The organism is Corallococcus sp. AB032C (genome assembly GCF_003668935.1).
In the GTDB taxonomy this organism is placed as follows: Bacteria; Myxococcota; Myxococcia; order Myxococcales; family Myxococcaceae; genus Corallococcus; species Corallococcus exiguus.
In genome coordinates, this window is the sequence record NZ_RAWP01000068.1 from 1 (window position 1) to 23,289 (window position 23,289).

A 23,289-nucleotide genomic window follows, 5' to 3' on the forward strand; every position below is an offset into this window, starting at 1 on the left:
GTCGCGGGGATGTATATGTGAAAGAGAGACAGGAGGCCCCCCGTGCCCTTCCCCCGGACTCACGGGGTGGGCAGGCGCGGCGGTGGATGTCTGTGTTTGGCGAAGCGGCAGGCGCTGGAGGCGCGGAGTCCTCCTTCCCTCCCGGGCCAGAAGCGGTAGGTTCGCGCGCCATGAACCGCCTCCGGGAACTGCGCTCGGTCCTGAACCTCACCGTCCTCGTGGCGGGCTTGGGCTACTTCGTGGACCTCTTCGACATCACGCTGTTCGGCGTGGTGCGCGTCGCGTCGCTGAAGGACCTGGGCATCACGGACCCCTCGGACATCTTCCAGAAGGGGCTGTTCATCTACAACGCGCAGATGGCGGGGATGATGGTGGGCGGCCTCTTCTGGGGCCTGCTCGGGGACAAGCGGGGACGGCTGTCCGTGATGTTCGGCTCCATCCTCCTGTACTCGGTGGCCAACCTGCTCAACCCCTTCGTCTGGGACGTGAACAGCTACGCCGCGTGCCGCTTCCTCGGAGGCCTGGGGCTCGCGGGCGAGCTGGGCGCGGCCATCACGCTGGTCGCCGAGTCCCTGCCCAAGGAGAAGCGTGGCCTGGGCACCACCGTCGTCGCCACGCTGGGCATGCTGGGCATCGTCGTCGCGGCGCTCGTCGCGCAGCACCTGCACTGGAAGGCGGCCTATGTGACGGGCGGGGTGATGGGCCTGCTGCTCCTCTTCGCGCGCTTCAAGGTGTCCGAGTCCGCCCTCTTCACCCAGAAGTCCGGCCCCGCGAAGGGGAACCCGCTCCTGCTCCTCACGGGCGGACGCTTCTCCAAGTACCTGGGCTGCATCCTCGTGGGCGTGCCCATCTACTTCACCACCGGCATCCTCTTCGTCTTCGCCCCGGAGCTGACGGCGGGCCTCCACGTGCAGGGCACGGTGACGGCGGGCAACGCCATCCTCTTCGGTAGCGTGGGCCTGACGCTGGGGGACCTGTCCTCCGGCTTGCTGAGCCAGTGGCTCCAGAGCCGCAAGCGCGCCGTGGGCTTCAGCCTGTGCGTCTGGTTCGCGCTGGTGCTCGTGTACGGGCTCATGCCGGGCCTCACCCCGACGCTCATCTACGCGCTGACCTTCCTCATTGGCCTGAGCGTGGGCTACTGGGCGGTGCTCGTCACCATGGCGGCCGAGCAGTTCGGCACCAACATCCGCGCCACCGTGGCCACGTCGGTGCCCAACTTCGTGCGCGGCTCCGCGGTGATTGCCGCCACCGCCTTCGGTCAGCTCAAGGGCTCCCTGGGCGTGGCGCACGCGGCGCTCGCAGTGGGCGCGGTGTGCTTCGTCCTGGCGCTCGTCGCCCTGGCGCGGCTGGCGGAGACCTTCCACCGCGACCTGGACTTCGTGGAGTCCGTGAGCGACGCGAAAGCGGACGTCCCCACCAGCTCCGGCGCCTGAGTCCTCAGGCGGGCGGCGGCACCCGCAGCCGCCACGCCAGCACGCGGCCGTCCAGCCCCAGCACGAACACGAGCGGCCCGCGCACCACCGGCCGCGTGCGCAGCGGCGTGTCCGCCCGCACGGTGAACGCAGGCGTCCAGCCCGGCGCCTTGAGCGCGACCAGGTTCCCCTCGTGGCCAGAGGTGGGCACCAGCAGCAGGTCCTCCAGTCCCACCTGCACCCGGCCCACCAGCGGCGAGGGCAGCACCACCCGCGCCACCTCCCGGCCCTCCGAGGTGGACAGCCCCACCAGCGACGACGGCCCCGCGCCCACCCACAGCGCGCCCAGCGCCCGCGCGGGTGGCCCCGTCAGCCCGTCCGAGAAGCGCTGCTCCCAGCGCGTGCTCCCGTCCTTCACCGACAGCGCCAGCAGCCGGCCCGGCCGCGTGGCCACGAACACGGTGTCGCGCTCCGAATCCAGCCCCACCACGTCCTTCACCGGTTGCGACCAGCGAGGCTCACCGCTCCGGGCGTCCAGCGCCCACAGCCCGGAGCCAAGCGGCACCACCAGCACGTCCGCCACCAGCACCGGCGCCGCCCGGAGCCCCGGGGCCACGGATGGCTGTGGCTCCAAGGATTCCGCCGACGCGGGCGCGGGGGCCTTGGGCGCCGGCCGCTTCCAGCGCTCCTGCCCGGAGTCCACCGCCAGGGCGCGCACCGCGCCGTCTGGCGCCACCAGGAAGACGGTGTGTCCCGCGTCGTCCCCCACGGGCGGTGTCAGCACGGGCGGCTCGCCGCCCAGGCGCCAGCGCTCCTTGCCGTCCTCGAGCGACAGGCAGGCCACCTCGCCCACCACCGTCCCCACGACGACGCTCTCTCCGGCCAGGGCGGGGGCCACCGCCACCTCTCGGCCCAGCCGGGTGGTCCACACCGGCCGGCCCTCTCGGTCCAGGCGCACCACCGTGCCCGCTTCGTTGCCCAGGAGCACCCCGTCCGAAAGGGCCGTGAGCCCCGTCCGTGAGGACGCATTGCTGGAGTACTGGAAGGCCAGTTCCACCGGCGCCCGCTGGCACGCCATGACGGCCAGCGTCAACATCAGGCAGGTCAGCAGGGGCAGGCGTGGACAGGCGCGGGACGGCATGGTTTGGGGGAGGATGACGCAAGCGAGGAACTTCGACCATGCCCACGATTCGTGAAGACGAAACCCCCAACGCCACCGGCATCCCTTCATCCGCCCGGCGTACGGACATCATCCCGCCTCCCACGCTGGCGGTGACGGAGGAGCTGCTCCACGCGCTCCCCAAGACGGACCTGCACTGCCACCTGGACGGGTCCATGCGGCTGAAGACCATCCTGGAGCTGGCCGAGCAGCAGAAGATCAAGCTCATGGCCGACACCGAGGACGGCCTCGCCAAGGCCATCCACATGGGCCAGGTGTGCAAGAGCCTGGAGGAGTACCTCGTCGCGTTCGACGTGACGCTCTCCGTCCTGCAGACCGCCGAGTCCCTCTACCGCGCCGCCTACGAGCTGGCCGTGGACGCCGCCGCGGAGAACGTGCGCTGGCTGGAGGTGCGCTACTCGCCCGCGCTGCACCTGCAGAAGGGCCTGAAGATGACCACCGTCATCGACTCCGTGCTGGAGGGCCTGCGCGCCGCCAAGAAGGAGACGGGCATCAAGTGCGCCGTCATCGTCTGCGGCATCCGCCACATCAACCCGCAGACGTCCATGCGCCTGGCGGAGCTGTCCGTCGCGTACAAGAACCGCGGCGTCGTGGGCTTCGACCTGGCGGGCGCGGAGGCCAGCTTCCCCGCCAAGGACCACCTGGACGCCTTCCGCCTCATCCTCAAGAACAACGTCAACTGCACCGCCCACGCCGGTGAGGCCTACGGACCGGAGTCCATCTCCCAGGCCATCCACTCGCTGGGCGCGCACCGCATTGGCCACGGCACCCGGCTGCGCGAGGACGGGGACCTGCTCAACTACGTCAACGACCACCGCATCCCCATGGAGGTCTGCCCGTCCTCCAACGTCCAGACGGGCGCGGTGTCCTCGCTGGAGTCCCACCCGCTCAAGTTCTATTTCGACTACGGCCTGCGGGTGACCATCAACACGGACAACCGCCTCATCACCGACACCACCGTGACGAAGGAGCTGTGGCTCGCCCACCGCGAGCTGGGCCTGTCGCTGGAGGACCTCACCACCATCATCGTGTCCGGCTTCAAGAGCGCCTTCCTCCCGTTCCGGGAGAAGCAGGACATGCTGCGGCACGTGAACCAGGAGATCGCCACCACGCTCGCCGCCTTCGAGAAGCGCCCCGTCGCGGCCATGCGCCAGCCGGCCTGAGCCCCCCGCCATGGACGAGACCCACGACATTCCTCCCGCGCCGGACTTCAACCCGTCGCGCGCGAAGGCCGCGCAGGACCTGTCCGTCCCCGCCATCCTGATGCTGGTGATGGCGGGCCTCACCTTCCTGTACTCGCTGGTGAGCATGGTGACCCCCGTGGACACGGAGAGGCTGGCCCCCTTCTTCAACAACCCGGACATGCCCCAGCAGTGGAAGGACGCCGTCACGTGGATGCTGTCGCCCATGGGACGCATCGTGACCACCGCGCCCGGGCTGGTGCTCAACGGGCTGGTGGCCTTCGGCGGCTGGAAGATGAAGAACCTGCAGAGCTACGGCTGGGCCATGACGGCCGCCATCCTCTGCTGCATCCCGTGCTGCGGCCCGTGCTCCTGCCTGTCGCTCGTGCCGGGCATCTGGTCGCTCATCCTGCTCAACCGGCCGGACGTGAAGGCCGCGTTCCGCTGAAGCGAAAAGCAAAGCGGGCGCCCCGGACGTGATTCCGGGAGCGCCCGCTGCTTGAAGACACCTGGCGATGGGTCAGGTGACCTTCATCCCCTTGGGGATGACGACGACGCCGCCGGACGTGACGTGGAAGCGGCGCTTGTCCTCCACCGGGTCGTACCCAATGGTCATCCCGGGCGGAATCTCCACGTTCTTGTCGATGATGGCCCGCTTGATGCGGCATCTCCGGCCGATGGTGACGTTCTCGAAGAGGATGGAGTCCTCCACCTCCGAATACGAGTTCACCCGCACCTTCGGCGACAGCACGGAGCGGTGCACCTGGCCGCCGGAGATGATGCAGCCCTCCGCCACCAGCGAGTCCGTGGCGCTTCCCACGCGCCGGTTCTCCTTGTCCGCGAAGACGAACTTCGCCGGCGGGTAGTTGTTGGGCTGCGTGTGGATGGGCCAGCGGTCGTTGTACAGGTTGAAGGTGGGGTCCACCTCCACCAGGTCCATGTTGGACTGGTAGTACACGTCGATGTTCCCCACGTCCCGCCAGTAGCCGCGCTCCTTGTCCTCCTGGCCGGCCACCGTGTTCTGGGCGAAGTCGTACACGTACACGGGCTCGTGCTTGTACAGCTGGCTGATGATGGACTTGCCGAAGTCGTGCGCGCTCTTCTCGTCCGCCGCGTCGCGCACCACCTGCTTCACCAGCGTGTCCGTGGTGAAGAGGTAGTTGCCCATGGAGGCCAGGCACATCTTCGGGTTGCCCGGCATGGGCGGCGGGTCCTTGGGCTTCTCCAGGAACTGGAGCATCCGCCCGTCCGGCCCCACGTCGATGATGCCGAACTCGTGCCCCTGCTCGATGGGCACCGGAATCGCGGCCACCGTGCACGCCGCCTTCCGCTCGATGTGGAAGTCCAGCATCTTGCGCGTGTCCATCCGGTACACGTGGTCCGCGCCGAAGACGAAGATGTGGTCCGGCTCCTCGTCCGTGATGATGTTGAGGTTCTGGTAGATGGCGTCCGCGCTGCCCTTGTACCAGTCCACGCCGGTGCGCATCTGCGCGGGCACCGCCTCCACGTAGTGACCCAGGAACGCCGTCATGCGCCACGCGCGCGACAGGTGGTTGTTGAGCGAGTCGCTCTTGTACTGGGTCAGCACCTTCATCCGGTACACGCCGGAGTTGGCGAAGTTCGACAGGACGAAGTCGATGATGCGGTAGCGCCCACCGAACGGAACGGCGGGCTTCGCGCGCTCCCGGGTCAGGGGCTCCAGGCGCGTGCCCGCGCCTCCCGCGAGAATCATGGCCAGCAGCTTTGACATAGGTGCCGGCCACGTTAGCCCCCGGCCGCTGGCCCACAATGGCCGTGCGGCCCGTGCAAGCTTTTCCGTTGAGTGCCCAACCGGGCGGGGCGGATGGGAGGAAAGCGACCTCTCGGTTTCGCGGCATGTAGGAGGAGGGGCGCAACCCCGTACGTCCTCTTGGCTTGCGTGGCTTCCATGGACCTTGCGTGCTAGCGTGGCCGGGCGATGTCTGGCGACCAAACGCGAGTCACCAAGATCTCCAGCCTCACCCCGGGACCCGAGCGCGGCGCTGAGTGTTGCCTCGTGCAGATCCACGGCCCTGAGCTGGGCAAGAAGTACGTGCTGGAAGAGACCGAGTTCACCATCGGTCGCGACCAGCACAACCACATCGTGGTGGACCTGGACAATGTGTCCCGCCGCCACGCGCGCATCTGGGGCCGGCAGGGGAAGATGTTCGTGGAGGACCTCCAGTCCACCAACGGCACCTACCTCAACGACCGGGAAGTGCTCCAGGCGCAGCCGTTGCGCAGCGGGGACCTGGTGAAGGTGGGAGGCTCCATCTTCAAGTTCCTCGACGGCGACAACATCGAGACCCAGTACCACGAGACCATCTACACGCTGACCATCGCGGACGGTCTCACCGGCATCAACAACAAGCGCTACTTCGTGGAGTACCTGGAGCGGGAGATGGGCCGCTCGCACCGGTACCAGCGCAAGATGTCGTTGATGATGTTCGACATCGACCACTTCAAGCAGATCAACGACGTGCACGGCCACCTGGCCGGTGACTACGTGCTGCGCGAAATGGCCCAGTCCATCAAACGGCTGGTGCGCCGCGAGCAGTGCTTCGCGCGCTACGGCGGTGAAGAGTTCGCCATCGTCATGCCGGAGGACGGGCCGGACAAGGCGCGCCTGTTCGCGGAGAAGATCCGCAAGCTGGTGGAGGACAAGCGCTTCGTCTTCGAGGACAAGGACATCCCCGTCACCATCTCCCTGGGCGTGGCGGAAGTCGCCTCGGAGATGTCGGAGCCGTCCCAATTCATCAAGGTGGCGGACGCGAACCTCTACAAGGCCAAGAAGTCCGGCCGCAACCGCGTGGTGGGCTGAAGGCCATGGCGGACGAAGCCAGCGGCCCGTCCTTCCTGGCCCGGCTCATCCTCGTCCTGTTGGGAGTGGCCTTCCTGGGCGCCGCCTGGGTGTGGCACCAGAAGGACAAGGACCCGAACGCCGCCCGGCTCGTGGAGCGCGTGAGCGGCGGCCGGGTGCACGGCGGCGCGGCGAACCCGTAAGGGCCCGCCGCGCGGTCTTCCTGAAACGTCAGGTGCCTTCGCGCGACTCGGCCAGCCGGCCGCGGGTGCCGGGCAGGTTTCCGGGCGGCATCTTCCCGTAGAGGTACTGGACGGTGTCCAGCAGCGTCTCGTGGACGTCGCGCGCCTTGAAGCCCAGCTCGCGCTCGGCCTTGGCGGGCTCCAGGTAGAAGAAGTGCTCGCCAATCTCGACCTCCTGCGGGTCGAGCTTGGACACGGTGCCGCGCAGCTTCGCGAACTGCTCCAGCAGCTTGCCGCCCCAGATGTTCACCTCGCGCGGCAGCTTCATGCGCGGGGCGGGCACGCCGGTGAGGCGCTGGAGCCGGTCGAAGAAGTCCGGCATGGCCATGTTCACGCCCATCAGGTGGCGGCCGTACACCTCGCCCTTGGTGAGCGCCTGCACGAAGGCGTCCGCCGCGTCGCGCGCGTCCACGAAGGAGATGCCGCCGCCGGGCATGGCCGGAATCTCCCGGTTGAGGAACTTCACCACCGTCCAGGTGGAGGACAGGCGGTCATCCCCAGGCCCCATCAGCAGGCTGGGGTTGAGCACCACCAGCGGGACGGAGTGCTTGCGGCAGTACTCCAGCGCCAGCTTCTCCTCGTAAATCTTGGACAGGTAGTAGGGCCAGTTGGCGACGGTGGTGATGGGGTAGTCGTCGTCCTCCGTGCCCACGCGGTCGTCCTTGGACACCGCGATGGTGCCGGAGGTGGAGCCCAGGATGACGCGTTGGATGCCCGCTTCGCGCACGTCGCGCAGCAGCTCGCGCGTGCAGTCCACGTGCAGCTCGTACATCCGCCGCGCGTCCTTGCTCTGGAAGGAGACGAGCCCCGCCAGGTGGTAGACGGCGTCCACGCCCTCCAGCGCGCGGCGCACGGCGTCCCGGTCCTTGAGGTCGCCCTGGTGCACTTCCGTCTTCGCGAACGCGGGGCCTGACGGCTTCGAGCGCGCGATGAGGCGCACGTCGTGGCCCGCGGCCGTAAGCCTGGGCACCAGGTGCGTGCCCAGGAATCCCGTGCCTCCGGTGACGAGCAGCTTCACGCGTCCTTCCCTTCCGGCAGGGCCCGGGCGGGCGGGGTGAAGTCCCGGTCCGCGCCCACCTGCTCCAGGTCCAGCACCTTGCCCGCCCTCAGCGAGCGCACCGCTTCCTCCGCGATGTGCGTCACGTAGCGGTAGCCCTCCGAGCGCGCCATGCCCTGCGCCCGGGCCTTCAGCGACGCGTACTCCAGCGCCGGGCCCACGTGCACCTCCAGCTCCTTCGTCTTCGGGAACATGGAGCCCTTGGGCAGCGCTTCGTACGCGCCGTGGATGTACAGCGGCAGCACGTCCACCCCGTAGGTGAGCGACAGGTAGCCCAGCGTCGGCTTGAACTCCATCAGCTCGCCCGTCTTGGAGCGCGTGCCCTCCGGGAAGATGAGGACGTTGAAGCCCTGCCGCAGCGCCTCGCCCGCCACGCGCAGCGATTCACGCAAGCTGCCCTGCCGGTCGATGGGGATGAGGTGGGTGAAGTTCTCGAACCACGCGCGCTTGAGCGGCGTGTCGAAGAAGTAGTCGCGCGCGGCCAGCGACACCAGCCGTTCGCCCTGGTCGCCCAGCACCACGCGCACCAGGCCCGCGTCCAGGTGGCTGGCGTGGTTGGCGATGACGAGGAAGTTGCGGTTCTGCGGGATGAACGTCTTGCCCGTCACCTTCACGTCGAAGACGCCGCCGTAGAGCACCTTCTGCCCGAAGGACAGCAGCTGCCGGCCCAGCGCGGACACCGACTCCGGCACCGGAATCTCCGCTTCCTCCGTGCGCTCGGCTTCCTTCTTGATGTCGCGCGCCCGCGTCTCCTGCGAGGGCCGGCGTCCGGAGGCCACCACCAGCTTGCGCAGGTCCTCCACCGTCTGCACCTGCGTCAGGTCTTCAATGGCGGGCAGCGGCACGCCCGCGCCCTCCAGCGCCACGGACATCTCCGTGAGCATCAGCGAGTCGAAGCCCAGGTCACCAATGAGCTGCGAGTCCGCCCGCACGTCCGACGCCGGGCGGTGGCATACCTCCGCGATGAGCGGGAAGAGCCAGTCCGACACGCCGCCCGTGGTGGGCGCCGCCTGCGCCTTCTCCTTCACGCGGCCCGCGCTGGCGGCCACGCGGTCCAGCCGCTGCAGTTCCTCCACCACGCGCTTGCGCTTCACCTTGCGCGTGGACGTGCGCGGCAGCTCGCCGTCCCAGAAGCGCAGCACCTTCACGCGCCGGTAGAAGGGCATGCCCGCGCTCACCTTGCGGAAGTGCTCCTCCAGCTCGTGGCGGACCTCTTCACGCGGGCGGTCCTTGAAGTCCGGCACGCACAGGCACGCCACCTTCTCGCCGCCGGCGTCATCCGGCAGGCCGACGATGGACATCTCCTTGATGTGCTCGTGCTCCTGGTACAGCTCCTCCAGCTCGTCCGGGTAGACGTTCTTGCCGTTGGCGTCGACGATGACGTCCTTGGCGCGGCCCATGAGGTACAGGCGGCCTTCGTCGTCCATGCGGCCCAGGTCGCCGGTGTGCAGCCAGCCTTCCTTCACCACGGCTTCGGTGGCCTCGCGGTCCCCGAAGTAGCCCGCCATCACGTTCGGGCCCTTGGCCAGCACCTCGCCAATGCCGTCGTTGTCCGGGTTCTGGATCTTGAACTCGATGCCCGGCAGCGCCTTGCCCACCGTGCCCTTCACGCGCTTGTTGGTGGCCTCGGACACCGCCAGCACCGGCGCGGCCTCCGTGAGGCCGTAGCCCTCGCGCATGGTGAAGCCCAGCTCGTGGAAGGCCTGGTGCACTTCTTCCGACAGCGCGGAGCCGCCGGACACCAGCACCTTCACCCGCCCGCCGAACTTGCGATGCACCGGCCAGAACAGCAGCTTGCCCAGGTTGAGCGAGCTGCGGTTGCGCAGCTCCCCGTTGGCCGCCATCAGCGCCTTGAGCGCCTGCTCCACCAGCGGCGGGCGCGCGGCCATCTCCTGCGTAATCTTGCGGTGCAGCAGCTGCCAGAGCGCGGGCACGCCAATCATCGCCGTCACGCGGCCCGTCTCGAAGACGTCGCCCAGCCGGTCCGACGTGAGCTCGTCGATGTACGTGATTTCCGCGCCGCGCATGAACGGCGTGAGGAAGCCGGCGGAGAACTCGAAGGTGTGGTGCAGGGGCAGCACGGACAGCACGCCGTCGCCCACGCCCACGTCGAACGCGCCCGCCAGCTTCGCCACCAGCGCCGCGAAGTTGCGGTGGGTGAGCATCACGCCCTTGGGCGTGCCGGTGGTGCCGGAGGTGAAGATGACGCTCGCCACGTCGTCCGCGGCGGCGGACTTCCTCACCGGGCCAATGCGGTCCGGGAACGCCGGGTCGCCCGTCATGGCCTCCGCGAGGCTGGCCACGCCCACGCCCTCACCCAGCGCCGTGAAGAGACCGGGGAAGTCCTCCGCGACCTGCTCGGACACCAGGCACTGCTTGGCGGCCGCGCGCTTCGCGATGTTGACGACCTCCGCCTCCGTCAGCGCGGGGTCCACGGGGACGGCGGTGCCACCGGCGCGCAGGATGCCGAAGTAGCTGATGGCCCACTCCGGCCGGTTCTCCGACACCAGCAGCACCCGGTCGCCGCGCTTGATGCCCTGGGCCATCAGGTAGCTGCCCACGCGGGCCGCGTAGCGGTGCACCTCGCCGAAGGTGAAGCGCTCTTCCTTCTCTCCCGCTGCCATGCGGAACGCCACCCGGTGGCGGTACGCGTGCACGGTGGCTTCGAAGAGCTCCAGCAGGTCGCGGTGCGCGGGGATGGCGGTGCGCTTCTCGCGCTCCTCGTCCAGGCCCGGGAACACCCACTTCTCCAGGCCGGGCAGGTGCGTGCCCAGGAAGTACTCGCGCCAGTCGATGCGGTCCGGCGCCCAGTCAATCTTCGCGCGGTCCGCCGGCACCATGCGCTCGTAGACGGAGCGCGTGTTGTCGCAGCGGAAGACGTAGCGGTTCTCCCAGAGGAAGGGGAGGAACAGTTCGATGAGGCCGCCGAGGCTGCCCGCCTGGGACTCCACCTCGTCCAGCGCGACGCGGGCCTTGTCCATCATCGCCTGCACGCGGGGCGCGCCCCACGCGGGCCGCACCTCGTCCATGGCCTTCTTCAGCAGCTTCGCGCCCTTCGCCAGCATGGGCGCGCTGAGCAGCTGGAACTCCTGCTTGCTCACGGGCTGCGGCTCGATGCGCGAGCGCAGCGAGTTGACCAGCGAGTTGCCCGTCTCACGGTTGCGGTAGTAGCGGCGGCGGTACAGACCCACCAGCTCCACGGAGCGGCTGGCGAGGAACGGGTTCACGTCACCGGACGCCAGGTTGTAGACGCGGCGCTCCTCCACCTGGATGGCGTGCGCGGTGATGCCCAGCGTGGCGCCCGCCACCTGGTCCACCGGGATGATGTCCAGGATGGCGTGGTCGCCCGCGGGGATGCCGCGCTGGCCCTTGATGCCCGCGTACGCCAGCGGCGCGGACGTGGTGAAGCCTTCGTTCCAGCCGGGGAAGGGGAAGTGCGCCGCGCTCTCCACGATGGAGGGGCGCACGATGGAGTAGCGAAGCCCCGGCGTCCCCGCCATCACCTGTTCGCCCAGGTGCTTGGCGTACGTGTACGTGTTGGGCCAGCCCCAGTGCTGCGCGCGCTCCATGCCCGCGCGGACCAGCTCGCCGGACAGCCACAGCTTGCGCTCGCGGCCCACGGCCAGGCGCAGCGTCTTCTCGTCGGTGGCGTCGCGGCCCTCCTCCTCCAGGCGGTCCAGCGCCTTCTGCCGGAAGAGGGAGGTGAGCGCCTTGTCATCCGCCTGTTCGCGCAGGCGGGCCACGATTTTATCCGCGTCCGCCAGCTCCTGCTCCAGGCTGAAGTCGCGCCCGTCCATCTCCCCCTGCTTGGGGAAGTAGTTCAGCACCTGCTCGTCCTCGAACACGAGCCCGCTGCGGTTGCCCACGACGAACGCGGTGGACATGTGGATGAGCGGCACGCTCCAGCGCAGCGCCAGCGCCACCGCGTTCTTCACGCCGTGGGTGTTGACGTTGAGGCCCACCTCCAGGGACGGATTGAAGGAGACCAGACCCGCGCAGTTGACGATGGCGTGCACCTGTCCGGTGAGCGCGTCGACCTGCGCCTCCTCCAGGCCCACGAAGGGGTCGGTGATGTCGCCATCCAGGATGGTGCACTTCTTCTGGATGAACGCCATGGCGCCTTCGTCGCCCAGGCGGTCGCGCAGCGGCTGGAAGGGCTCGCTGGGCGCCACCTTGTCGAAGAAGCGGCGCTCCGCGGACGCGGCGCTGCCCTTGCGCACGATGACGTAGACCCGGTCCAGCACGTCGCCGTAGTGGGCCAGCAACATCGACAGCGTCACCTTGCCCACGAAGCCGGTGGTGCCGACGAAGACGATGCGCTTGCCGGTGAAGACCTCGGTGACGTTCAGCTCGGAGGGCGTGGCCATGTCCGTGTGCGACCCTTTCACTTCACGTCCACCATCACCGTGGGCGCGATGCGCAGCAGGCTGATGGACGCGGAGCGCCCCATGAAGCCGCGCGCCTCTTCAATCGCCTCGGAGAGGGTGTCGGTGCGATCCCAGCCAAGCAGGGCCGGGACGTGGTTGTTCTCCGCGCCCGCGACGATGACCTTGCCTACGTGCTGGCGGCCATTCTCGCCCCAGTACCACATGTAGAAGGGGTGCACGCCGTGGTAGGCGTTGCCCTTGCGGTACAGGTGCACGTAGCTGGGGTTCTCCGCGAACTCCTTCTCGTACTTGTGCTCCAGCTTCATGGAGTCCCGCGTCTCCGGCAGCAGCCGGTGGAAGAACTCGATGTAGCTGGGGTGCTGCACGGGGTCGAACTCGTCGTAGGCCGGGTGCAGGAGGATGAGCACGCCCCCCTTCTTCACCAGCGGCACGCCCCGGTTGAGGTTGTAGAAGTACCCCAGCCCCATCACCTGCACGAGCAGCGGGTTGAGGACGGAGTTGACGCTGTAGGGGCTGACGAACGGGATGGGGAAGATGACGATGTCGCTCTGCCCCTCCACCGGCACCACGTACTGCTTCCAGCTCTGCTCCAGCGTCTTCTGGTGCGTGGGCTCCGTGGCCCCCGCGAACACGCCCGTCACGTCATAGGGCGCGGGGATGGCGTTGAGCACCTTGCGCGCCGCCGCGCGGGGCAGCTTGGACAGCGTGAAGCGCAGGGCCTGGAACTTCAGCCGGTCCGCCTCCGTGTAGTCCTCTTCCTTCTTCGCCAGGAAGTCCGTGGGCGCGCCGAACATGCGGTTGTTCAGCGTGGTCTCGATGTGGAAGACCTTCAGCGTCTGGTCGATGACCGTGCCGATGCGCGAGTTCTTCGTGTAGAGCGCGCTCGCCTTCGGCTCCATGTAGCTGTCGGAGTCGCGGATGGTCTTCGGGTTGTGGTGGTGCCGGAGCGACGCGTAGTTCGTCACGCCCGTGCCCATGGACTTGTGCCCGCCGTTCATGGGCACGAAGTTGATGTTCACGTAGACGATGAGGTCGCTCTCCGCCACGCGGCGGTTCACCGCCACCACTTCATTGTGGCTGGTGCGCTCCAGCTCCGTGATGCCGTCCGGGTCTTCCGCGTCGTGGTTGTAGTAGCGGTCCGGGTAGTAGGCGTCGAAGATCTTCTCGCCCACCATGCGCTTCATCTCGCCTTCGGTCATCCGGCGGTGCAGCGCGTTGGCGATGACCAGGTGCACGTCATCCACGCCACTGTCCGCGCACAGCTCCAGCACCACCTCCAGGATGGACTGGCGCACGTCCGGCGTGACCATGGGCGGCAGCGGGACGCTGATGTCGTCGATGACGCACGTCAGCCGCATGCCGGGCTTGAGCAGCGCGTGCAGCGGGTCCATGCCCTCCGGGTGGTTGATGGCCCAGCGGATGGCGGCCTTCACGTTGGGCACGCCCTCCAGCGGGGGGCGGGGGAAGATGACCCGGGTGCCCACGGGCAGGTCTTCCTGGAGGAAGCCCTCACCGTAGAAGAGCGCCCGAGGGGGGCTGCCCTTCTCCGTGATGACCACCTGGCTTTCCTCGTCGTACAGCTTCTGGAGCGTCTTGAGCGGGCGCATGGATGAAGGGGGCGGCGAAAAGGGGTGGGGGATTACTTCAGGTCCAGGATGGGCCAGTTGTACGCGCGCGCGAGCGAGCGCAGCCGCAGGTCCGGGTTCACCGCGGTGGGCCGTCCCACCACGGCGAGCATGGCGTAGTCGGAGGCGCTGTCCGAGTAGCCATGGCACTGGTTGAGGGCCAGGCCTTCGCGCTCGCAATAGGCGCGGATGGCGTTGGCCTTGTTGGCGCCTTCGATGATGGGCGGAATCACCTTGCCGGTGGCCTTGCCGCCCACGAACTGCATCTTGTTGGCGATGACGTCATCGCAGCCCAGGTGCCGGGCCAGCGGGCGCATGGTGAAGTCCAGCGCTCCGGTGACCAACACGATGCGGCAACCGGCACGACGCGCCTCGTCGATGAGGTCCTGCGTCTGCTCGTACAGCGCGGGCTTGAGGACGTCCTCGAACATGTCCTCCGCGATGGTGACGAGCCGGTCCTCGCTGAGGCCCGAGTAGTACCGGTAGAAGAACTCGTTGAAGGCCTTGCGGTTGACGGCATCCAGGATGCCGAACACCGGGAGCCCCAGGGCGGTGCCCAGGGTGCGGCCCGCGATGCCCCGGAGCGAGCCCCGGTTCATGGCGTAATAGGCATAGACGTGGACGATGTTCGTCCGGACCAGCGTCCCGTCGACGTCGAAGAAGGCTGCTTTGGCGGGCACTTTGGGGGGCATGGGCGGTCGGGCTTCCTCCCATCCTGGGGGGGGTCCGGTCAACGAAAGCGGAAGGCCAGCGTGGGCTGCGGGCCCTTTGGGCGCATGGGGCTATAACCAGCCCTGCGCGCGATACCATTCACCACTGCGAGTGATGGACTCCGCCAGGCCACGGCGCGGCCGGAAGCCCAGCAGGCGCTCGGCCTTGGCCCCCGAGCAGGTCCAGGCCGGGGCCAGGAGCTGCCGCGCCAGCTTCCGGTTCAGGGGGAGCTTGCGGCCCGTCAGCCGCGTCACCCCGTCCGCCGCCGAGGCCAGGGCGGTCAGCACCGCCGGGGACAGCCTCCAGGTGCGCGTCTGGAAGCCCAGGGCCTTCGCCCCCAGGTCCTGCATCTCCTCCAGGGTCAGCCGCTCCGGCCCCGCGCAGAAGAACGCCTCCCCCAGGGCCTCCGGCTTCTCCGCCAATACGAGCAGCAGGTCCACCACGTCCTCCACGTCCACCAGGGACAGGGGACGGGGGCCTCCGGCCAGCTCCAGCCGGATGCCCTTCTTCCCCAGCTTGAAGAAGGTCAGGTTTTCCCGGTCTCCGGGCCCGAGGATGCGCGGCGGGCGGATCACCGTCACCGGCAGCCGGTCCTGGAAGGAGAACGCGATGCGCTCCGCTTCCGCCTTGCTCTCGCCGTACCACTCATGCGGATGGAAGGCGTCCTCCTCTACATGGGGGCGCTCCGGGGTGGAGGGCCCGTGGGAGGCCAGGGAGCCGCACATCACCAGCCGGGGACGGGGCTCTGGCAGGGCGGCCATGGCCTCACAGATGAGGTGGGTGCCCTCCGCGTTGACGCGCATGAACTCGTCGCGCAGCGCGGCGCGGCGGATGCCAGCCAGGTGGAAGACGACGTCCACGCCCTTCACCGCGCTGGCCAGCGAGGCGGGGTCCGTCACGTCGCCCACCAACCGCGTCCAGGGGTGGCCCTCCAGGGCCTTTTCCAGCTCGCGGGTGTCCGTGGTGGGGCGCAACAGGCATGAAATCCGGTCGCCGCGAGCCGCCAGCGCCCGCGCGAGCCAGGTCCCCAGGAAGCCACCGGCACCAGTGATGAGGGCATTCATGGGCGCTGTTTCATCCGAAAAGCCACATCCCGTCCACCGCCGAAAAGGGCAGGGTCCCCCCCGAGGGGGAGGCTGCTCCGGGGGCCGACTTTCCGCCTCCGGGCGCGCCGCGAGGCACAATCCCCGAGGGAAAACGGCCTCCGGAGCCGGATTCTGGCGCTCCGGACGCGTCGCGGGACTTCCGTTCCCGAGGGAAGAATGCGCTGCGGGGCCGAGTTCTAGCCTCCGAAGCCGTCGCTCCGAGGAGCCCCAGAGGGAAAAAGCGCGCGATGGACGCTGTTTTTCGCTCTAGGCCGTGCTACTACGCGCCATCGGCTCTAGCTTGAAGATGCAAGCACGCCGTGCAACGTCCCCTTCGGAGGGGAGGAGACACAAGACGAATGGCCGCCAAGAAAGCCGCTGCGAAGAAGTCTGCCCCTGCTGCCGCGAAGAAGGCTCCTGCCGCGAAGAAGGCCGCGGGCCGTAAGCCCAACGCCGCGTTCATGAAGGAGATGACGCCCTCCGCTGAGCTGGCGGCGATCGTCGGTTCCAAGGCGCTGCCCCGCACCGCGGTGGTCAGCAAGATCTGGGACTACATCAAGAAGAACAACCTCCAGGACGCGAAGAACAAGCGCCAGATCAACGCCGACGACAAGCTCAAGCCCATCTTCGGCGGCAAGAAGAACGTCACCATGTTCGAGATGACCGCGCTGGTGAACAAGCACCTGAGCTGAACGGTGCAGGGCCCGTCGGGGCCGTCGCCGGTAGCCCGAAGGACCCTGGGGGCTCGTCACGCATCGCGCGGGACGGGCCCTCCGCTTTTTCCCTCTGTACCGGCCGCCCGTCCGGAGCGTTGAAAAGGGGGCGAAGGCGCATCTGCCTGCTGGCGGACGCGCCGCGTCGGACCTACCTCTGGGGGTCATGTTCCACGACGGTTCCGAGGCAGGGGAGCGCTCCGCGCGGGTGGCGGACGCGGATGGCACGAACACGGCGGTGGAAGCCCAGGCGGAGGGCCTGTTCGAACAGGTCCAACGCGAGCTGCAATCGCGCCGCGGCACGCCGCTGTCCACCTACCGGATGCAGCTGCACCAGGGCTTCACCTTCCAACAGGCGAAGGCGCTGGTGCCGTACCTGGCCCGGCTGGGCGTGAGCGACTTCTACGCGTCGCCCTACCTCAAGGCCACGCCCGGCAGCACCCACGGCTACGACTGCGTGGACCACCAACGGCTCAACCCGGAGGTGGGCACGCCGGAGGACCACGCCGCCCTCTGTGACACGCTGAGCGAGCACGGGCTGGGGCAGGTGCTGGACGTGGTGCCCAACCACATGGGCATCGAGCGGGACAACCGGCTGTGGTTGGACGTGCTGGAGAACGGCCCGTCATCCGTCTACGCGAAGTTCTTCGACGTGGACTGGCGGCCGGTGAAGGACGAGCTGGCGGACAAGGTGCTGCTGCCCATCCTGGGCGACCAGTACGGCATCGTGCTGGAGCGCGGCGAGCTGAAGCTGTCCTATGAGTCCGGCGCCTTCCATCTGCACTACTACGACCACCGTCTGCCGGTGGCGCCGCGCCAGTACGCGACCCTCCTCAGGCACGGCCTGGAGCGGCTGGAGAAGCAGCTGGGGCCGGAGTCGACGCACCTGGTGGAGCTGCTCTCCGTCCTGACGGCCCTGGACCACCTGCCGCTGCGCACGGAGGTGGGCCCGGCGAAGGTGACGGAGCGGCACCGCGAGAAGGAGGTCATCAAGCGGCGGCTCGCCGCGGTGGTGGCGGACAGCGCGGAGCTGGCGGCGTACGTGGAGGAGAACCTCCGGGTGTTCAACGGCACGCCCGGCAACGTGCGCTCCTTCGACCTCTTGGATGCGCTGCTGCAGAACTGCAGCTACCGGCTGGCGCACTGGCGCGTGGCGGGCGAGGAGATCAACTACCGCCGCTTCTTCGACATCAACGGCCTGGCCGCCATCCGCGTGGAGGACGCGGACGTCTTCCAGGAGGCGCACCAGCGCATCTTCGAGTGGCTGCGCGAGGGGCGCGTCACGGGCCTTCGCATCGACCACCCGGATGGCCTCTTCGACCCCACCGCCTACTTCCTGGACCTGCAGGAGCGCTTCTTCGTGGAGCGTGCGCGTGCGCGCTTCGACTCCGGGAAGAAGGACGGGGACGAGGCGCGGTGGCCGGAGGTGGAGGCGCTCTTGCGCGCGAAGTGGCGGCGCGAGGTGATGGCCACGCCGGACAGCCCGCTGCGCAAGGCGCTCTTCGTGGCGGTGGAGAAGATCCAGGGCGGCCGCGAGCGCATCCCGGAGTCGTGGGCGGTGCACGGCACCACCGGCTACCGCTTCGCCAACGCGGTGAGCGGCCTGTTCGTGCACCCGGCCGCGGAGGCGCACCTGACGGAGACGTACGAGCGCTTCGCGGGCGACACGCAGGACTTCGCGGAGCTCGTGTATCAGAAGAAGCTGCTCATCATGCGCGTGAGCATGGCCAGCGAAATCAACGTGCTGGCGCATGAGCTCAACCGCATCTCGGAGATGAACCGCCGCACGCGCGACTTCACGCTCAACAGCCTCAGGCGCGCGCTGGTGGAGTTCATCGCGCTGTTCCCCGTGTACCGCACCTACGTGGACGGCTGGCGCGCGGAGCTGGACGTGCGCGACGTGCAGTACATCGAGTGGACCCTCCAGCGCGCCAAGGAGCGCAACACCACCACCAACGCGTCCATCTTCGACTTCCTGCGCGACATCCTCCTGGGCCGCTACCCGGAGCACGTGGGGGACGACGAGAAGGCGGTGATGCTGAGATTCGCGATGAAGCTCCAGCAGGTGACGGGCCCCGTCATGGCCAAGGGCCTGGAGGACACCGTCTTCTACATCTACAACCGGCTGGTGAGCCTCAACGAGGTGGGCGGCGAGCCGGAGCACTTCGGCATGCGCGCCACCACCTTCCACCTGCGCAACCAGGAGCGCGCGGAGCGCTGGCCGGCGAGCATGCTCACCTCCAGCACCCACGACACCAAGCGCAGCGAGGACGTGCGCGCGCGCATCAACGTCCTCACGGAGCTGCCGGAGGACTGGCGGGAGAAGGTGCGCGCCTGGGCGGACCTCACCCGGCCCTTCGTCAGCCACCTGCCCTCGGGCCCCGCGCCGTCTTCCAACGACGTCTACCTCTTCTTCCAGACGGTGGTGGGCGCGTGGCCCATGGGCGAGCAGGTGCCCGAAGGCGAGTGGAAGGAGTTCCACCGCCGCGTGCGCGAGTACATGGGCAAGGCCATCAAGGAGGCCAAGGTCCGCACGTCGTGGACCAACCCGGACGGCGCCTACGACGACGCGGTGGCGCGCTTCGTGGACGCGTGCTTCGACCCCGCGAAGGGCCAGGCCTTCCTGGACGACGTGAAGGCCTTCAAGCGCCGCATCGAGCGCGCGGGCCAGCACAACGCGCTGGGGCAGCTGCTCCTGAAGCTGGCCTCGCCCGGCGTGGTGGACACGTACCAGGGCTGCGAGCTGTGGGATTTGTCGCTGGTGGATCCGGACAACCGCCGGCCGGTGGACTACGCCCTGCGCGAGCGGCTGCTCACGTCGCTGGACGACGCGGCGGCGAAGGACCGGCCCGCCCTGTGCGCGCGGCTGGTGAAGGACCTGGACGACGGGCAGGTGAAGCTCTTCGTCCTGGCGGAGGCGCTGCGGCTGCGCCAGAAGTACGCGGACCTCTGCCGCGCGGGCGGCTACGAGGCGCTGGAGCCGTCCGGGCCGCGCTCTCCCGCGGCGGTCGGCTTCGCGCGCACGCACGGTGACAGCGTGCTGATTGCCTGCGCGCCGCGTTACACGCTGGAGGCGCTGGAGTCCGGCGGGCTGGCGCGGGCGTATGACGGTACGTTCCTGAACCTTCCGGAGGCATATGCGGGCATGATGTTCCGCAATGTCTTCACCGGGCGCCCCGTCCGTCCCCAGCAGGGGCCGGGAGGCGTGGGGCTGGCCCTGGGGCCGCTCCTCGCGGAGTTCCCGGTGGTGCTGCTGGAGAGGAGCACTGGATGAGAAGGGCCGAGGTGCTTCCAGGGAAGCCGTTTCCCCTGGGCGCCACGTACGACGGGAACGGCGTGAACTTCGCCGTCTTCAGCGAGCACGCGAAGAAGGTGGAGGTCTGTCTCTTCGACCCCGCCGACCCCAAGAAGGAGACGCGCCGCTTCCCGTTGCTGGAGACCACGAACCACGTCTTTCACGGCTACATGCCGGGCGTCCACGCCGGCTGCCTCTACGGCCTGCGGGTTCACGGTCCGTATGAACCGAAGAAGGGCCTGCGCTTCAACCCGCACAAGCTGCTGGTGGACCCCTACGCCCGGGCGCTGCACGGCCAGGTGGACCCCAAGGCCCCCATCCACGCGTACGTGCACGGGGGCAAGGAGGAGGACCTCGTCATGGACACGCAGGACGACGCCTGGGGCGTGCCCAAGGCGGTCATCCTGGCGGACGGGTTCGACTGGGAGGGCGACAAACGGCCGGAGGTCCCCTGGCACAAGACGGTCCTCTACGAGCTGCACGTCAAGGGCTTCACCAAGCTGAACCCGCGCGTGCCGGAGCACCTGCGCGGCTCGTACGCGGGCCTGGCGCACCCGGCTTCCATCGAGCACCTGAAGAAGGTGGGCGTGACGAGCGTGGAGCTGCTCCCCATCCACGCCTTCATGGACGAGCCGTTCCTCACCCAGAAGGGGCGCTCCAACTACTGGGGCTACAACTCGCTGGGCTTCTTCGCACCGGACGCTCGCTACTGCGCGTCGGGCTCGCTGGGCGAGCAGGTGGCGGAGTTCAAGGGGATGGTGAAGCTGCTGCACCGCGCGGGAATCGAAGTGATTCTCGACGTCGTGTACAACCACACCTGCGAGGGCAACCACCTGGGGCCCACGCTGTCCTTCAAGGGGCTGGACGCCGGCGCGTACTACCGGCTCAGTGAGAAGGACCCGCGCTACTTCATGGACTTCACGGGGTGCGGCAACTCGTGGAACGCCACGCACCCGTACGCGCTGAAGCTCATCGCGGACTCGCTGCGCTACTGGGTGGAAGAGATGCACGTGGACGGCTTCCGCTTCGACCTGGCGACGACGCTGGGACGGGACAGGCACGGCTACGACACCCGCGCGGCCTTCTTCCAAATCCTCCACCAGGACCCCGTCTTGAGCCGCGTGAAGCTCATCGCGGAGCCGTGGGACGTGGGGGACTACGGCTACCAGGTGGGCAACTTCCCGGTGCTGTGGAGCGAGTGGAACGGCAAGTACCGCGACACCATGCGCCGCTATTGGAAGGGCGACGACCGGCAGGCGGCGGAGATTGGCTCCCGTCTCACCGGCAGCTCCGACCTGTTCGCGCTGTCCGGCCGCAAGCCCACGGCGGGCGTGAACTTCGTCACCGCGCATGACGGCTTCACGCTGCACGACCTGGTGACGTACAGCCAGAAGCACAACGAGGCCAACGGCGAGGAGAACCGCGACGGCGCCAATGACAACCACGCCTGGAACTGCGGCGTGGAGGGGGAGACGAACGACCCCAAGGTGAACACGCTGCGCGAGCAGCAGAAGCGCAACTTCCTGGCGTCCCTCTTCCTGTCGCAGGGCGTGCCCATGCTGGTGGCGGGCGACGAGATGGGCCGCACGCAGAAGGGCAACAACAACGCCTATTGCCAGGACAACGAGCTGTCGTGGGTGAACTGGGAGCTCAACGAGAAGCAGCGCCAGCTGTTGGACTTCACCTCCCGCATCATCAAGCTGCGGCGCGAGCAGCCGGTGCTGTCCAAGCGCCGCTTCTTCCGCGGGGCCCACATCTGGGACAGCGAGCTGAAGGACCTGGCGTGGTTCCGGCCGGACGGCAAGGAGATGAAGCGCGAGGACTGGGAGAAGCCCTACGTGCGCTCCCTGGCCTTCCTGCTGGGCGGAGACGCCATCGCCACGCCGGACGACGAGGGCCACCGCATCGTGGGGGACACGTTGCTGGTGTTGCTCAACGCGCACCACGAGCCCATCACCTTCATGCTGCCCGCCCTGGAGTGGGGCGCGGACTGGGAGCTGGTGGTGGACACCGCGGCCACGGGGGAATCCCTGCGCACGCACACCCCGGCGGGCGGCAAGGTGCAGGCGGTGGGACGTTCCCTGGTCGTCTTGCGGCGCCCGGCGACGGAATGGGAGTAGCCGCCGGGGCCGTCCCGGAGTAGGCAGCGGGCGTGATGACCCACACGCTCTGGCCCTGGGTGGCCTTCAACGTCTTCGTCCTGGCGATGCTCGCCCTGGACCTGGGGCTGTTCCACCGCAAGGAGCACGCGGTGTCGCCGAAGGAGGCGACGCTGTGGACGCTGGTGTGGGTGAGCATCAGCCTCGCGTTCTGCGGAGGCGTCTTCCACTACGGGGGCAAGGGGCCGGCGCTGGAGTGGCTGACGGCGTACGTCGTGGAGTACGCGCTGTCGGTCGACAACCTCTTCGTCTTCCTGATGGTGTTCGGCTACTTCCGGGTGCCGCCGCAGCACCAGCACCGGGTGCTCTTCTGGGGCATCCTGGGCGCGTTCGTGATGCGCGCGCTGCTCATCGTCGCGGGCACGGCGCTGGTGGCCCGCTTCGAGTGGCTCATCTTCCTGTTCGGCGCGTTCCTCGTCTACACGGCCTCCAAGATGCTGTGGGCCAAGGACGACGACGACGTGGACCCGGAGGCGGGCTTCATCGTGAAGATGGCCCGGCGCCTGCTCCCGGTGTCGCGCCAGGGCGAGGGCAGCCGCTTCTTCGTCCACGAGGACGGCCGGCGCAAGGTGACGCCGCTGTTCATCGTGTTGCTGGTGGTGGAGGCCACGGACCTGCTCTTCGCCATGGACTCCATCCCGGCGGTGCTGGGCATCAGCAAGGACCCGTTCATCATCTACACGTCCAACGTCTGCGCCATCCTGGGCCTGCGCTCGCTGTTCTTCGTCGTCTCCAGCCTGATGGAGAAGTTCCACCTGCTGAAGGTCGCGCTGGGCGTCATCCTGGCCTTCGTGGGCGTGAAGATGCTCATCGAGCACTGGTACAAGATCCCCATTGGCATCTCGCTGGCGGTGATTGCCGCCTGCCTCCTGGTGGCCATCGTGGCGTCGCTGGTGTTCCCCAAGCCTCCGGAGGCGGCGGGGTCCACCCCGGTGGCGGACGCGGACAAGGCCCCGGACGCGCCGGCCAAGGAGCAGGAGCGCGGCTGAACCCTGCGTTTCCCTTGCATCGGGGGGGAGTCGCTGCCAAGTCTCCCGGCATGTCCACCGCCACCACCGACGGCATCCGCGTCACCGTGGAGCCGACCTTCTGGCCGGAGCGCAGCACCCCTGAGTCCGGGCAGTTCGCCTTCATGTACAAGGTGGTGCTCTTCAACGAAGGCACCGTCCCGGCGCAGCTGCGGTCGCGGCATTGGATCATCACCGACGCCCAGGGGCACGTGGACGAGGTGAAGGGCGAGGGCGTGGTCGGCCGTCAGCCGCACCTCAAGCCCGGCGAGCGGTTCGAGTACACGAGCTGGGCGATGCTGAAGACGCCCTTCGGCACCATGCGCGGCGGCTACGAGATGGAGCGTCCGGACGGCACGCGCTTCGAGGCGCGCATCGCCGAGTTCGCGCTCACGCTGCCGCACGCGCTGCACTGA

General features: G+C 68.5%; 17 protein-coding genes. 10 read left to right on the forward strand and 7 right to left on the reverse strand.

What is annotated here, in order from left to right:
• Positions 1-170: 170 nt before the first annotated feature.
• Positions 171-1,433: an MFS transporter gene (locus D7X99_RS26375; RefSeq protein WP_121780199.1), complete on the forward strand. Its 1,263-nt coding sequence runs from the start codon at positions 171-173 to the stop codon at positions 1,431-1,433.
• A 4-nt stretch (positions 1,434-1,437) separates the two neighbouring features.
• On the opposite strand, the gene D7X99_RS26380 is transcribed toward D7X99_RS26375, so the two are convergent.
• Positions 1,438-2,508: a PQQ-binding-like beta-propeller repeat protein gene (locus D7X99_RS26380; protein WP_233613749.1), complete on the reverse strand. Its 1,071-nt coding sequence runs from the start codon at positions 2,506-2,508 to the stop codon at positions 1,438-1,440.
• An 83-nt stretch (positions 2,509-2,591) separates the two neighbouring features.
• Here D7X99_RS26380 and add point away from each other — a divergent pair, with 83 nt between their 5' ends.
• A complete protein-coding gene (gene add / locus D7X99_RS26385; RefSeq protein ID WP_121780201.1) occupies positions 2,592-3,755 on the forward strand; it encodes an adenosine deaminase in 1,164 nt (387 codons plus the stop codon).
• 10 nt (positions 3,756-3,765) lie between these two features.
• On the forward strand, positions 3,766-4,221 hold the full coding sequence (locus D7X99_RS26390) for a hypothetical protein (protein WP_121780202.1): 456 nt from the start codon (positions 3,766-3,768) through the stop codon (positions 4,219-4,221).
• Positions 4,222-4,293: 72 nt separating this feature from the next.
• Here the strand turns inward: D7X99_RS26390 and glgC are convergent, their stop codons facing one another.
• The gene (glgC, locus tag D7X99_RS26395; RefSeq protein ID WP_121780203.1) at positions 4,294-5,523 is read right to left on the reverse strand and encodes a glucose-1-phosphate adenylyltransferase; all 1,230 of its coding nucleotides are present in this window, start codon (positions 5,521-5,523) and stop codon (positions 4,294-4,296) included.
• A gap of 207 nt (positions 5,524-5,730) precedes the next feature.
• Between glgC and D7X99_RS26400 the strand changes: the two genes are divergently transcribed.
• Positions 5,731-6,612 carry a GGDEF domain-containing protein gene (locus D7X99_RS26400; protein WP_121780204.1) on the forward strand — a complete coding sequence of 294 codons (882 nt, stop codon included), beginning with the start codon at positions 5,731-5,733 and terminating at the stop codon, positions 6,610-6,612.
• A 5-nt stretch (positions 6,613-6,617) separates the two neighbouring features.
• Positions 6,618-6,794, forward strand: coding sequence for a hypothetical protein (locus D7X99_RS26405; protein ID WP_233613750.1), 177 nt, complete (start codon positions 6,618-6,620; stop codon positions 6,792-6,794).
• Positions 6,795-6,822: 28 nt separating this feature from the next.
• Here D7X99_RS26405 and D7X99_RS26410 read toward each other — a convergent pair whose 3' ends face one another.
• The 5 genes from D7X99_RS26410 to D7X99_RS26430 all read right to left on the reverse strand — a co-directional run bounded on the left by D7X99_RS26410 (position 6,823) and on the right by D7X99_RS26430 (position 15,678).
• Complete coding sequence (locus D7X99_RS26410; protein ID WP_121780206.1) at positions 6,823-7,851, reverse strand: NAD-dependent epimerase/dehydratase family protein; 1,029 nt, start codon at positions 7,849-7,851, stop codon at positions 6,823-6,825.
• Positions 7,848-12,257 carry an AMP-binding protein gene (locus tag D7X99_RS26415; RefSeq protein WP_121780207.1) on the reverse strand — a complete coding sequence of 1,470 codons (4,410 nt, stop codon included), beginning with the start codon at positions 12,255-12,257 and terminating at the stop codon, positions 7,848-7,850. Before D7X99_RS26415 ends, D7X99_RS26410 begins: the two co-directional genes overlap by 4 nt.
• Before the next feature lie 17 nt (positions 12,258-12,274).
• Complete coding sequence (locus D7X99_RS26420; protein ID WP_120580259.1) at positions 12,275-13,885, reverse strand: lactate racemase domain-containing protein; 1,611 nt, start codon at positions 13,883-13,885, stop codon at positions 12,275-12,277.
• A gap of 32 nt (positions 13,886-13,917) precedes the next feature.
• Positions 13,918-14,583: an HAD family phosphatase gene (locus D7X99_RS26425; RefSeq protein WP_120567363.1), complete on the reverse strand. Its 666-nt coding sequence runs from the start codon at positions 14,581-14,583 to the stop codon at positions 13,918-13,920.
• Positions 14,584-14,685: 102 nt separating this feature from the next.
• A complete protein-coding gene (locus D7X99_RS26430; protein WP_121780208.1) occupies positions 14,686-15,678 on the reverse strand; it encodes an NAD(P)-dependent oxidoreductase in 993 nt (330 codons plus the stop codon).
• Between the two features lie 380 nt (positions 15,679-16,058).
• Between D7X99_RS26430 and D7X99_RS26435 the strand changes: the two genes are divergently transcribed.
• The 5 genes from D7X99_RS26435 to apaG all read left to right on the forward strand — a co-directional run bounded on the left by D7X99_RS26435 (position 16,059) and on the right by apaG (position 23,289).
• On the forward strand, positions 16,059-16,391 hold the full coding sequence (locus tag D7X99_RS26435) for an SWIB/MDM2 domain-containing protein (RefSeq protein ID WP_014394388.1): 333 nt from the start codon (positions 16,059-16,061) through the stop codon (positions 16,389-16,391).
• 187 nt (positions 16,392-16,578) lie between these two features.
• Entirely contained in the window at positions 16,579-19,686 is a 3,108-nt protein-coding gene (gene treY / locus D7X99_RS26440; RefSeq protein ID WP_171805499.1) for a malto-oligosyltrehalose synthase, read from the forward strand.
• Complete coding sequence (gene glgX, locus D7X99_RS26445; protein WP_121780209.1) at positions 19,683-21,827, forward strand: glycogen debranching protein GlgX; 2,145 nt, start codon at positions 19,683-19,685, stop codon at positions 21,825-21,827. Before treY ends, glgX begins: the two co-directional genes overlap by 4 nt.
• A 35-nt stretch (positions 21,828-21,862) precedes the next feature.
• Positions 21,863-22,855, forward strand: coding sequence for a TerC family protein (locus D7X99_RS26450; protein WP_121780210.1), 993 nt, complete (start codon positions 21,863-21,865; stop codon positions 22,853-22,855).
• A 50-nt stretch (positions 22,856-22,905) separates the two neighbouring features.
• Entirely contained in the window at positions 22,906-23,289 is a 384-nt protein-coding gene (apaG, locus tag D7X99_RS26455; protein WP_120580970.1) for a Co2+/Mg2+ efflux protein ApaG, read from the forward strand.

Bases quoted from the DNA above. Each gene is read 5' to 3' on its own strand.
- D7X99_RS26450 (WP_121780210.1), top strand. From the start codon at position 21,863: ATGACCCACACGCTCTGGCCCTGGGTGGCCTTCAACGTCTTCGTCCTG.
- D7X99_RS26375 (WP_121780199.1), top strand. From the start codon at position 171: ATGAACCGCCTCCGGGAACTGCGCTCGGTCCTGAACCTCACCGTCCTC.
- D7X99_RS26405 (WP_233613750.1), top strand. From the start codon at position 6,618: ATGGCGGACGAAGCCAGCGGCCCGTCCTTCCTGGCCCGGCTCATCCTC.
- D7X99_RS26430 (WP_121780208.1), bottom strand. From the start codon at position 15,678: ATGAATGCCCTCATCACTGGTGCCGGTGGCTTCCTGGGGACCTGGCTC.
- D7X99_RS26420 (WP_120580259.1), bottom strand. From the start codon at position 13,885: ATGCGCCCGCTCAAGACGCTCCAGAAGCTGTACGACGAGGAAAGCCAG.
- D7X99_RS26435 (WP_014394388.1), top strand. From the start codon at position 16,059: ATGGCCGCCAAGAAAGCCGCTGCGAAGAAGTCTGCCCCTGCTGCCGCG.
- D7X99_RS26380 (WP_233613749.1), bottom strand. From the start codon at position 2,508: ATGTTGACGCTGGCCGTCATGGCGTGCCAGCGGGCGCCGGTGGAACTG.
- D7X99_RS26415 (WP_121780207.1), bottom strand. From the start codon at position 12,257: ATGGCCACGCCCTCCGAGCTGAACGTCACCGAGGTCTTCACCGGCAAG.
- treY (WP_171805499.1), top strand. From the start codon at position 16,579: ATGTTCCACGACGGTTCCGAGGCAGGGGAGCGCTCCGCGCGGGTGGCG.
- D7X99_RS26390 (WP_121780202.1), top strand. From the start codon at position 3,766: ATGGACGAGACCCACGACATTCCTCCCGCGCCGGACTTCAACCCGTCG.
- glgX (WP_121780209.1), top strand. From the start codon at position 19,683: ATGAGAAGGGCCGAGGTGCTTCCAGGGAAGCCGTTTCCCCTGGGCGCC.
- glgC (WP_121780203.1), bottom strand. From the start codon at position 5,523: ATGTCAAAGCTGCTGGCCATGATTCTCGCGGGAGGCGCGGGCACGCGC.
- add (WP_121780201.1), top strand. From the start codon at position 2,592: ATGCCCACGATTCGTGAAGACGAAACCCCCAACGCCACCGGCATCCCT.
- D7X99_RS26400 (WP_121780204.1), top strand. From the start codon at position 5,731: ATGTCTGGCGACCAAACGCGAGTCACCAAGATCTCCAGCCTCACCCCG.
- apaG (WP_120580970.1), top strand. From the start codon at position 22,906: ATGTCCACCGCCACCACCGACGGCATCCGCGTCACCGTGGAGCCGACC.